A 10,158-nucleotide genomic window follows, 5' to 3' on the forward strand; every position below is an offset into this window, starting at 1 on the left:
AGGCCTACGGGTGGACAATGCATACCATGACTGTGGAAAGGAGGTGAACTGGTTGGCATTGTTAAACGCGTTCTGCGATTTGGCTGCACTGGAGGTAAAACAAGGTATAGATGCCTATCTGGTGTTGCCGATGAGCCAGGAAGGACAGGTTGTAAGGGTATTTCTTAAGGTGTCAGACCCTAAGGCTGAAATATTGGAAGTGTTGGGAATTGAACGGGTAGACCTAGCACAGTACATTCCGGATGCGTCTATGATACGCAACTACCTGTACCGGGAGCGTGACGGTGCAAACACGTCCTGGGGATACACTCCCATTCACCGTCTCGGCAAACCCAAAAGCAACCGGGAAAAGAACCGGGAACTCTTTTGGGGCAAGACTGGTCAGTGGCGTCACGACAAAGATTCCCATCTTTTTAAACTGCAGAACCGGCTATTGGCAGATTTTGAAAAAGAAGGGTGTTTTACTACAGGGTCGGTCGCCAGGGCAATGCAGGACCTCGAGCTAAAGCTGGATTCTGTGTTGGATGACCTTGATCCCAAGAAGCCAGCAATTATTGTGTTTGGAGTGGATGACGGCGGTAGATTTGTGTATCCAGGAGAGATACCCGCCTTCGTGAGGTATTTCGAGAAAAAACTCGCGGCTTCTCTAGCGAAACGACAGGCCAAGGAACCCGGTCAGGGCCAAAAGAGATATTGTGCTCTTTGCAGACGGCAGGCGGAAACACTCACACCACTTGATAAGGTGTTCAACTTTGCCACATTCGACAAAGCTAACGTGTTGCCTGCCTTAGACAAAAGAGAAGGAGCTTATGTCTTCGCAGTATGCACAGAATGCCTGGAAAAACTGAGCACGGCAAGGGAACGAGTAGACAGAGCTTTGTCCAATACAACGGCCATCCCGGACCTGCGGCTCTGGATAGTCCCGGAAACGGCGGGGCCGGGAACAGCGCACGGTCGACTCAAGACAGTAGTTAAAACCCTAGAGTCCGAACTTGCCGGGGGGGAGCTTAACGGGCTTCCTGAAAACTTAGAGCAGGGGTATTTTTCGCGTATCGCCCGCGAAGGTCAAGGTTTGGTATTTCATTTCGTGTTCTGGGAGCGCAGCCAGGCTCAGGAGATCGTTCATTTAATGGTTGAAGACATTCCCCCGGAAAGGCTCGGCCTTCTCGAACGTTTATGGAGGGAAGTAGGTGTCAGATATTTTGGTAATTCTTTGGCCGGATTCAAACTTCACGAAATCTTTAGAAGCCTTTATACGACCATGGTAGCCTTTACTGGAGACGGCAAAAGCGACGCGAAGCCAATTCGTGAGTTCATCTTGCAGGTTATAGGGCACATGTTGCAGGGAAGAGCGGTGCCAGTGGAAATGTTCAAACAACATTTGGTGACCCGTATTCCTGGCACGGTTTACGGCGATACTGCATGGGATAAGATTCAAACCGCCGTGCGCTTTGCCCAGCTGTGGGCCGACTATATGTACCGCTTGAATGAGGAGGTCATGTTATGAACTTTGACTTTTTGGAGGATTTTCACGATCCTTATCTCAAGACAGACGAGGGCAAAGGGGTATTTTTGTCAGGGGTTTTGCTGGGATACATGGCTTATCTTCAAGGAGGAGAAAGCGATGTACGCAGCACACCGCTTTTCAAGCAGATTCAGTTCGGAAGGCTTACAAAGAAATCCCTACAGAAGATTTTGTCGCGGGTGCCCCAGATTGTAGCCGGTTATGAAGACATAGGAAATAGAAGCTACCGGGTCAACAGTCTCCTGGCTGAAATCGGGCGACTGCTCCTCGGCTCGGGGAACGAAGATCTCGGCACGTCCGGCAACTTTGCCTTTACCGTCGGTTTTGTTAATTCTGGGAGCTATATCAATCAGATATTCGCCGGTAAAGAGAAAGGAGAAGATGAGTGATGCCTTTTACCAACCGTAGAGAGTTTCTGTTTCTCTATACTGTCAAGGATGCAAATCCCAATGGAGATCCTCTAAACGACAACCATCCCCGCTACGACGAAGAAACCGCGCAGGCTCTGGCCTCAGACGTCAGGATTAAACGCACGATTAGGGATGAGTGGATACGTCAAGGGCACCTGGTGCTGGTTGACGGGGAAGCGAAGTCTCTGAAAACCCGTTTTGAGGAAGTTAAGGCGGCAACTAATAAGAAAGAAGCCAAAGAGGTTATCGGGTCCTGCATCGATGCCCGTTTGTTCGGGGTCACTTTTGCTTTGGGCAACGTTGCTTTTTCCTGGACCGGGCCTGTTCAGTTCAAATGGGCCCGTTCTCTCAATGCAGCCATGTTTGAGTTCATTCAGGGGACCTCTGCTTTTGCCACGGAAGGAAAAACTGGAGACAAGCAGCAGCGTTCATTCCGCAACGAGTACAAGGTGCCGTTCGCGCTGATGGCAGTGTACGGCATAGCCAACCAGTATGCAGCTCGCGTGACCGGGGCGACGGAACGAGACCTGGAAGCACTGGTCACCGCTCTGTGGAACGGCACAGATAACCTTATTACTCGCTCGAAGAACGAACATAAATCCCGGTTTTTGTTAGAGGTCACCTACAAAGAAGGTTTTTATGGCAAAATAGGCGGTATGGACGAAAAACTAGGTCTAGTTTCGCTCGAAGGGGAAGAATTTGACCGCGAGCAGCAAAAGGCATTGCGGTCGCTTGCCGAGTTGAAGTTGGATGTTTCTCCTTTAGTCGAAGCTATTTTGGACAGGAAGGAAGAGATAGAAAAAGTAAATGTCATCCACGATGGGGAGTTAATGCTCGTAGGCCTGGAAGCACTCGATGAGGCGCCGGGGTTCCAGATGGAGGTGAGGTGACCGCCTTGGTTCTGGTTTTTGACATAAAAGGAGAGATGGCCCTTTTTCGAAAGCCATACACTACGACCAGTATGGTGTCTTTTCCGTTTCCTCCCCCTACGGCTATAGCCGGAATACTCGGAGCAATTGTCGGGCTTGAGAACGGGGCCGATGAGGGCGGAAAAAGTGCTCGGTATTGGCATCATTTAGCCGGAACCCAGGTAACTCTGGCCGTTAGGGCTCCCTTAAGATGGATTCAAACAGCAGTCAATCTTACCAATGTCAAGGAACCCGAAAAGGCGCCTCACATCAGGGTGAAGCAGCAGCTGGTCAAAAATCCGGAGTACAGGGTGTATGTTAAGGGAGGCGAGTTGTACGGTAAACTGCGTGAAAGGCTTGAAAAACGTGAAAGCGTCTACACCCTTTGTCTCGGCGTGGCTTACGCTTTAGCAGATGTGGAATACGTAGGAGAGTTTCCCGAAAGCCGAGATGAAGAGGAGGCTCCCGTCAGAAGCGTTTTGCCGATATATGATGGAGTAGAGGTCGATGTATTGAAAACCGGGTCTTTGCACCGGGAAACAGTTCCTTACCGTTTCACTACTGAAAGGCGGTTGGTCGAGACCGTAGGGGTTCTGTATCCCGACTTTCAGGCCAAGGTACCCGAGGGAATCTATTTGAGGAGTAAGGGGGAAGTTGAGACCGGCCTAGTTGGAGAGGAAAGGGTGGCGTGGTTCCGTGCGTGGTAAGGCTTGCAGTCATCCGGGAAGGGATCTGCACGAGCACCTGCGGGGTACTCTGGCAGTAGCCTGTCAGATAGCTGGTTTTCACGGTATCGAATTGACTGACGAAGAAAAAACGGCGGTTTTGGTTCACGACCTGGGGAAGGCTCATCCACTTTTTCAGGGCAAACTTTGCCGGAATTGTGATAACAGAACTACGTGCCCGCAAGGAAGGGAGAGACTGCGAGAGAAAAGGCAAGCCCAACAGTATGGACACGCCGAACCTTCGGCGGTAATGGCGCTTGCCTTGACCAGGAACATGGTGGCAGCGGAAGCGGTCCGCCGCCACCACACCCATCTCGAAGGTGTTTCCGACATCAAAGATGCATGGTTTTCGCTGGAGTGGTCTAATGAGTACTCCGACGGCGTAATCGACCGCGTCAGGGCTCTTAAAATGTGGAACGGAGGCAGGGATATACTCATACAAATAGGATTTGAAGGCGGTGATTCTTGGTCGGCAGTCATGCCGTCGCAACCGTCTGAATGGGATGACCTTGTTTTCGACCACGTTGAAGACGGCCTGGCCGGTATGAGTGAACAAGGGTATTTGGATAGATGGTTCCGTCTGCGGCTTTTGTATTCAATTCTGGTGGCCGCGGACAGGTACGATGCGGCGGTGAAAGACGGTATAAGTTTTAAAACGCCGGAAATCCAGTGGGACAGGGTACAAGCTTATATCGACAGCTTACCGGATTCGCCGGTAAGAGCTTTTCAGGAAAGCCTTAGGCAGCAAGCAGTACAGCGGGCCCAGGAGATCATAACGCGTCCCGGGATATACACCCTGACCCTGCCAACGGGCAGCGGTAAAACATTAATCGGCCTTGAAATCGCTATGGAGGTCTGTGAAAGGCTGAAAGCTAAGAGCATTATCTATGTTCTGCCTTTCGTTACTTTGGTAGAACAGAATGCTCAGGTGGCAGCCAAGTTATTGTCTGAGGTGCGAGAAGACCATCATCTAGCTTACGGAAAGGATGAGGACGAGGAACTCACCGACACCGAGCGGTTTATTCAGTTTTTCAGGTACTGGCAGGAACCTGTTGTTGTCACTACCATGGCAAAGCTCTGGGAAGTGCTGTACGGGATAAAGGCAAACGAAACTATGTCGTTGCATCGTCTGGCCGGATCGGTGGTGATAATCGACGAACCGCAAGGCATACCCCGGGCTTACTGGGCTACCTTTTACCAGACTTTAAAACTCTTGTCAGAAAAGATGGGCACTGTTTTTGTGTTAATGACCGCTACCCAGCCGGAAATAGTGGAAGGAAGAGAACTTGCTCCGCCAAACGTAAGGTTTCCTCGAGTAAGACATCGTTTCCATTGGATACCGGGGAAACGAACCGTAGAAGAAGCGGCAGCTTATATCGAAGAATGGGGACTCATCCAGCGTGACTGTCTATTGGTTTTAAACACCAGGCGCTCGGCTCTGCTTATGTGGCTAGAGATGAAAAAACGCGGGCTTAGCCCTTATTTTCTCTCTGCTTGGTTAACCCCCCACCATCGTCAGCAAGTCATGAGTAGACTTCGTTATGACGAAGAAGCCAGGACAAGGCGGTGCCTGGTTTCGACTCAAGTAGTTGAAGCGGGAGTAGACCTAGACTTTGAGTGCGCTTTCCGCGACTTGGGTCCTTTAGACAGCATTGTTCAAGTGGCCGGAAGATGTAACCGTCGTCTTAAAAGCGAAGTGCCGGGCGAAGTTTACATTATGGAATTATGGGACGGTTCTAAAACTTACGCTGCCAGCGTATATAAAGGCAGTGAACAGGGAGGGTCTGTTCTGCTCAACCAGACCAGGCTTATCTTGAATGAGAATGAACACTTCGACGAAGCCGCCTGTCCTGGAATTGTGGGTGAATACTACCGTCGCTTGAAGGACGCCGTTCCGGGGACCGAGTGGTGGAATCTCTTGAAAAAAGGGTTCTGGGGAGAGTACCGTTCGCCTTTTGGTTCCAGTACCGGACATGAGATCATGCTGCTGATCGACGAAGACGGGGGTTTGGCAAGAAGGTTGGATGAACTAGTCGAACCCCTGTCCAAGACAGATAAGATGGAAGAGATTAGAAGGCGCAGAGCCGTATTTCAAAAACTGGCCCAACATTCAATCAACGTTCCGTTGAGATACCTCGAGCATCCGGAAGAAGGGTGGTCTGTGCGGTTGGGATGTATGGTTATGGGTAAGAAAAGACCTTCTCTTTGGAAACATCCGACCGGCATTTGGGTCTTGGATGCAAATGAAATAGGCAGAGTTTACAGGAAGGATGTTGGGTTTGTACCTCCCTATCTTTCGGACCTGATAGAGGAGATCGCAAATGGCTAAAAGTCCGGTCAACGGCACCCTGGTGTGGTACTACTGCATATGCCGACGCCAGGTTTGGTTGATGTCTCGACAGCTTACGCCTGATGACGACGACAGCAATGTGGTTTACGGTCGTTATCTGCACAATAATGCCTATGCCCGGGACAAACACGAAGTTGCGATCGGGAGTATCAAGATAGATCTCATCCGTGGCGTAGGGGGATCTCTTCTGGTTGGGGAGATCAAGAAGTCTAGCCGAGCCGAAAAGAGTGCCCGATTGCAGCTTCTCTATTACCTGTACGTGCTCGAACAAGACTACGGGGTCAAAACCAAGGGTTTGCTGCTGTTTCCCGAGGAGCGGCGGAAGGAGGAAGTCGTTTTGGACGATGAAGGGAAAGAGCAGGTGGAGAGGGCCATATCCGATATAGAGGCGATAGTGTCTGGAAGCAAACCTCCTCCTCCCAAGAGGGTTCATTGGTGCAAAGTCTGCGCATACGCCGAATTCTGCTGGGCTTGATCCTCTCGGAGGTGTCGGGCATGAAGAAGACCATTTATGTGACAACTGCTGGTCAGCTGAAGCGGGAACAAAACACTTTGTGCCTTGTAACCGAAGAAGGAAAAAGATTTCTGCCGGTGGAGGACATTAGTGAGATCCTGATATTTGGTGAACTCGAATTGAACAAGCGACTTCTCGAATTCTTGAGCGAAAAAAAGATAATTCTCCATTTTTACAATCACTACGGTTATTATGTCGGCAGTTATTACCCCAGGGAGCATCTAAATTCCGGCTACATGACGGTAAGACAGGCACAATCTTACCTCGACGGTGCAAAGCGTCTCGAGTTGGCCCGAGCCTTTGCGGGAGGTGCGTTCGCAAACATAAGGCAAGTTCTCATGTACTACCTGAGGAGGGGCAAGGACGTATCTTCGGCTTTGGAAAAAATCAACAACCTGGCCTCATCTATTGGTGCGGCTTCGTCTGTCGAGGAGCTTATGGCGATAGAAGGTAACATTAGAGAGCATTATTACGGGTGCTTTGATGCGATTCTGAATAACCCGGATTTTTGTTTCGAGTACCGCAGCCGGCGCCCTCCTGCTAATCAGCTCAACGCACTGATCAGCTTCGGCAATTCCTTACTTTATACCACCGTCTTGAGCGAGATATACAGGACTCACCTTGATCCGCGAATCGGGTTTTTGCATGCTTCAAACTTTAGACGGTTTACATTGAATCTGGACATTGCCGAAATCTTCAAGCCAATCATAGTTGACCGTGTTATATTCACGTTGATCGGGAGAAACATGCTTAGTTCTAAGGATTTCATCAGCAAGCTCAATGGCATAGTTCTGAGCGAAGCAGGTCGCAACACCTTTATTAGAGAATACGAGAACAAGATGCTGACGACGGTTCAGCACAAGGAGCTGGGACGGAACGTTTCTTATCGGCGGCTGATACGGATGGAACTTTACAAGCTGGAAAAGCATCTGATGGGAGAACGGGAATTCAAAGCGTATACGGCCAGGTGGTAGGGTGTTCGTGATATTGGTCTATGACGTAAATCAAAAGCGCGTAGGAAAAGTATTAAAAATCAGCCGTAAGTATTTGTATTGGGTGCAGAATTCGGTGCTCGAAGGAGAAATAAGCGAGGCCAATTACAAAATGCTGAAAAGGGAACTGGCGCGTGTGATAAATCCTGAGGAAGACTCGGTGTTGTTTTATATTTTCAGGACCACCAAATACTCTCGGAGAGAGACAATGGGAGTAGTTAAAGGCGGGGAAGACTTCATGTATTGAAGCTGTTTGGGAAGCAGAAAGGGTGAGAAGGGTTGCATCTGGAGATTGAATTAGAGCCGACGGGGCAGGATTTGACCAGCTTGCCATTACACTATAACCGTGTAGTGCAAGGGCTGATATACTCGCAGGTTCAAGCCAGGCATTGTTACTTGCATGACAGGGGCCATCCTGCGGGGAACAGACAATTTCGATTGTTCGTCTTCTCGCGACTTTTTGGCCAGGTGCAGGGGGTTAAAGACGGGTTTATTACCTTTCTGGGAAATGTTAAGTTCCGCGTTGGCTCTCCTATAAGGGGATTTCTACAGGATTTGGGCCAAGCATTGCTGAATGCGGGCGAGGTAAGTCTTGGCCCATCAAGGTGGCGGGTGGCAAGAGTTTCAGCGTTGGCCGACCCGGTGTTTTCGGAAAGCCGGGTGACGTTCGAAGCGCTGTCTCCTGTGACGGTATATTCTACTTTGGTCACTGGCAGCGGCAGAAAAAAAACCTATTATTTCCATCCTTCAGAAAACGAGTTCAAAGATTTGTTAGAACAAAACCTTCAGAGAAAAGGGCAGGCTTTAGGGATTGATGACAGCGTGGTGCGAGATATACGACTCGTATCCTTTAAAGTTCGCAATCATGACCTCAAGGTTGTTTACTATAAAGACGTTGTGGTAAAGGGATGGATGGGGCAATTTACGTTAGAAGGTCATCGTTGGATGCTGAAACTGGCGTACGATACTGGCATAGGGGCTAAGAACAGCCAAGGGTTCGGAATGATAACTCCAATCCAATAGGATGGTTTTTGTTGTCGATCTCCATTAGCGCAAAAACTACCGGGGATCGACGACGACGGAAAAGCCGAAACCAGAACGATCTCTTGTTCTCGGAGTAATATTGCTATAGAATGTGGGTAGCAAGGAAACGGCATAGGATGGCAGGTCGACGGGTTTGCAGCCTACCTATGAGGAATGGAAACCCCCGCATGTGAGATAGGCGATATTTTGCCGCCCTCTGTTTGCAGCCTACCTATGAGGAATGGAAACTCATAATTTAGTAAATAATGGCGTGATTTCTTCTGCGTTTGCAGCCTACCTATGAGGAATGGAAACAACACCCGGGCATTAGCCCAGCGGTGATGTGGTCTACGTTTGCAGCCTACCTATGAGGAATGGAAACATGGCCTCGCGATAGCGAGGCCTCAGCAACGAGATTAGTTTGCAGCCTACCTATGAGGAATGGAAACTAGCCTTCAAGATGGCATGATTAATGCTCGGGAAGTAGTTTGCAGCCTACCTATGAGGAATGGAAACCCCCAGCTCCCACCGCGGAGGGCAGCCCGCTGGCCGGTTTGCAGCCTACCTATGAGGAATGGAAACTATGGACGATTTCGTTATACTTGGCGGAGACAAAGGGTTTGCAGCCTACCTATGAGGAATGGAAACTAATCTGGTACCCAGCGGCATCAAGCCGGACCATAGTTTGCAGCCTACCTATGAGGAATGGAAACTTGTTTGGGGTTTTCATTGAAAAGACTGTTTTCACCGTTTGCAGCCTACCTATGAGGAATGGAAACTTTGAAAGCGATAACGCCCAAGATTCCGAACATAAGTTTGCAGCCTACCTATGAGGAATGGAAACGCTAGTTCAACGTCTATTAAGTTTTCTGCTGTATCTAGGTTTGCAGCCTACCTATGAGGAATGGAAACGTAGGTGGCGAAGTTGGGAGAAATGATGCAAAATTCGTTTGCAGCCTACCTATGAGGAATGGAAACGCAATAGTGCTAAGGCTTCGGGAGGGCAAACCTCCGAAGTTTGCAGCCTACCTATGAGGAATGGAAACTCAGCAGCCTTATTACTACCAGGAACAGCAGGACCCCGTTTGCAGCCTACCTATGAGGAATGGAAACAGGTGATGTGGTAATGAACCGAGTAGCAGTCTATGCCGTTTGCAGCCTACCTATGAGGAATGGAAACTCTGGATAGCCTGGACAACCGCTGTCACTTGCTCCAGTTTGCAGCCTACCTATGAGGAATGGAAACCGTAATCCCCGGCGGTTGGACGGCCAAAATAGCAGAGTTTGCAGCCTACCTATGAGGAATGGAAACACCGTATAAGCGAGCGTAGGTAATCGAGCTCCACGTGTTTGCAGCCTACCTATGAGGAATGGAAACTAGGTTTTCCAAATAAGCTCGTTTTGGATTTGCAGAGTTTGCAGCCTACCTATGAGGAATGGAAACACCTTAGCTAAGTGGGTGGAGGCATGGATACAGGAGTTTGCAGCCTACCTATGAGGAATGGAAACCCAGTTACCGTAGCATACCAGGACTGGCAGAACAACCGTTTGCAGCCTACCTATGAGGAATGGAAACGAAACCGGCGGAACCACTGCCCAGGCCAACCGGGTTGAGTTTGCAGCCTACCTATGAGGAATGGAAACAGCTTAGGATAGGAGACATAACAAACGGCAAAGTAAGGTTTGCAGCCTACCTATGAGGAATGGAAAC

The 10,158-nt window shown here is 49.6% G+C and carries 9 protein-coding genes and 1 CRISPR repeat array; all 9 genes read left to right on the forward strand.

The features are described 5' to 3' along the window. Positions 1-1,507, forward strand: a 1,507-nt coding sequence (locus HPY90_RS13360; protein ID WP_287195187.1) for a TM1802 family CRISPR-associated protein, incomplete at its 5' end; no start/stop codon positions are given. Further along, positions 1,504-1,914, forward strand: a complete 411-nt coding sequence (locus HPY90_RS13365; RefSeq protein WP_287195189.1) for a TM1802 family CRISPR-associated protein — start codon at positions 1,504-1,506, stop codon at positions 1,912-1,914. The genes HPY90_RS13360 and HPY90_RS13365, both read left to right, overlap by 4 nt. Continuing rightward, entirely contained in the window at positions 1,914-2,825 is a 912-nt protein-coding gene (cas7b, locus tag HPY90_RS13370; RefSeq protein WP_287195191.1) for a type I-B CRISPR-associated protein Cas7/Csh2, read from the forward strand. The genes HPY90_RS13365 and cas7b overlap by 1 nt, the downstream gene beginning before the upstream one ends. Beyond that, on the forward strand, positions 2,822-3,550 hold the full coding sequence (gene cas5b, locus HPY90_RS13375) for a type I-B CRISPR-associated protein Cas5b (protein ID WP_287195193.1): 729 nt from the start codon (positions 2,822-2,824) through the stop codon (positions 3,548-3,550). Before cas7b ends, cas5b begins: the two co-directional genes overlap by 4 nt. Next, positions 3,540-5,897: a CRISPR-associated helicase Cas3' gene (gene cas3, locus HPY90_RS13380; protein ID WP_287195194.1), complete on the forward strand. Its 2,358-nt coding sequence runs from the start codon at positions 3,540-3,542 to the stop codon at positions 5,895-5,897. The genes cas5b and cas3 overlap by 11 nt, the downstream gene beginning before the upstream one ends. Further along, positions 5,890-6,393 carry a CRISPR-associated protein Cas4 gene (cas4, locus tag HPY90_RS13385; RefSeq protein ID WP_287195196.1) on the forward strand — a complete coding sequence of 168 codons (504 nt, stop codon included), beginning with the start codon at positions 5,890-5,892 and terminating at the stop codon, positions 6,391-6,393. The genes cas3 and cas4 overlap by 8 nt, the downstream gene beginning before the upstream one ends. Before the next feature lie 20 nt (positions 6,394-6,413). Continuing rightward, complete coding sequence (gene cas1b / locus HPY90_RS13390; protein WP_287195197.1) at positions 6,414-7,406, forward strand: type I-B CRISPR-associated endonuclease Cas1b; 993 nt, start codon at positions 6,414-6,416, stop codon at positions 7,404-7,406. Position 7,407: 1 nt separating this feature from the next. Further along, positions 7,408-7,671, forward strand: a complete 264-nt coding sequence (cas2, locus tag HPY90_RS13395; protein WP_273698459.1) for a CRISPR-associated endonuclease Cas2 — start codon at positions 7,408-7,410, stop codon at positions 7,669-7,671. A 104-nt stretch (positions 7,672-7,775) separates the two neighbouring features. Further along, positions 7,776-8,447: a CRISPR-associated endoribonuclease Cas6 gene (cas6, locus tag HPY90_RS13400; protein ID WP_287195199.1), complete on the forward strand. Its 672-nt coding sequence runs from the start codon at positions 7,776-7,778 to the stop codon at positions 8,445-8,447. Positions 8,448-8,599: 152 nt separating this feature from the next. Then, positions 8,600-10,158: a CRISPR direct-repeat array (repeat unit 30 nt; unit sequence GTTTGCAGCCTACCTATGAGGAATGGAAAC).

This window comes from Syntrophothermus sp. (genome assembly GCF_013314835.1).
Taxonomy (GTDB): Bacteria; Bacillota; Syntrophomonadia; order Syntrophomonadales; family Syntrophothermaceae; genus Syntrophothermus; species Syntrophothermus lipocalidus.

Excerpts from the sequence above, each read along its gene's own strand:
- HPY90_RS13365 (WP_287195189.1), top strand. The coding sequence starts at position 1,504 with ATGAACTTTGACTTTTTGGAGGATTTTCACGATCCTTATCTCAAGACA.
- cas7b (WP_287195191.1), top strand. The coding sequence starts at position 1,914 with ATGCCTTTTACCAACCGTAGAGAGTTTCTGTTTCTCTATACTGTCAAG.
- cas4 (WP_287195196.1), top strand. The coding sequence starts at position 5,890 with ATGGCTAAAAGTCCGGTCAACGGCACCCTGGTGTGGTACTACTGCATA.
- cas1b (WP_287195197.1), top strand. The coding sequence starts at position 6,414 with ATGAAGAAGACCATTTATGTGACAACTGCTGGTCAGCTGAAGCGGGAA.